This is a genomic window from Flavobacterium sp. CYK-55 (assembly GCF_018413465.1).
GTDB lineage: Bacteria > Bacteroidota > Bacteroidia > Flavobacteriales > Flavobacteriaceae > Flavobacterium.
In genome coordinates this window covers 1-369 of record NZ_JAHCDK010000042.1, presented here as the reverse complement: position 1 = coordinate 369, position 369 = coordinate 1, and the positions used below count along the sequence as shown (strand labels likewise).

Genomic DNA, 369 nt, shown 5'->3' with positions numbered 1-369 from the left:
CTACGCCTGCTATATCTGCTCAAGTAACACAACCTACTTGTGCCGTAGCAACTGGTTCATTCTCTGTATCGAACTACGATGCTGCAATGACTTATACCATTACGCCTAATGTAGGTGTGAGCATGTCAAACACAGGTGTGGTAACGGCTCCGGCGGGTACTTATACCTTGACGGCAACTGCTAGCAACGGATGTACTTCGGCAACTTCTGCTTCGGTAACGATTGATGCGCAGCCACAAACACCATCGGCTCCAGTTGCCGGTACTGTAACACAACCAACGTGCGCAGTAGCAACAGGTTCAGTAGAATTGACCGGTTTACCAACAGGAACTTGGACCATTAATCCGGGGAACATCTCTGGAACTGGAA

Annotated in this window: 1 pseudogene; it reads left to right on the top strand. The window is 49.1% G+C overall.

What is annotated here, in order from left to right:
* Positions 1 to 369, top strand: a pseudogene (locus KIH23_RS13645) (hypothetical protein); the annotation flags it as partial.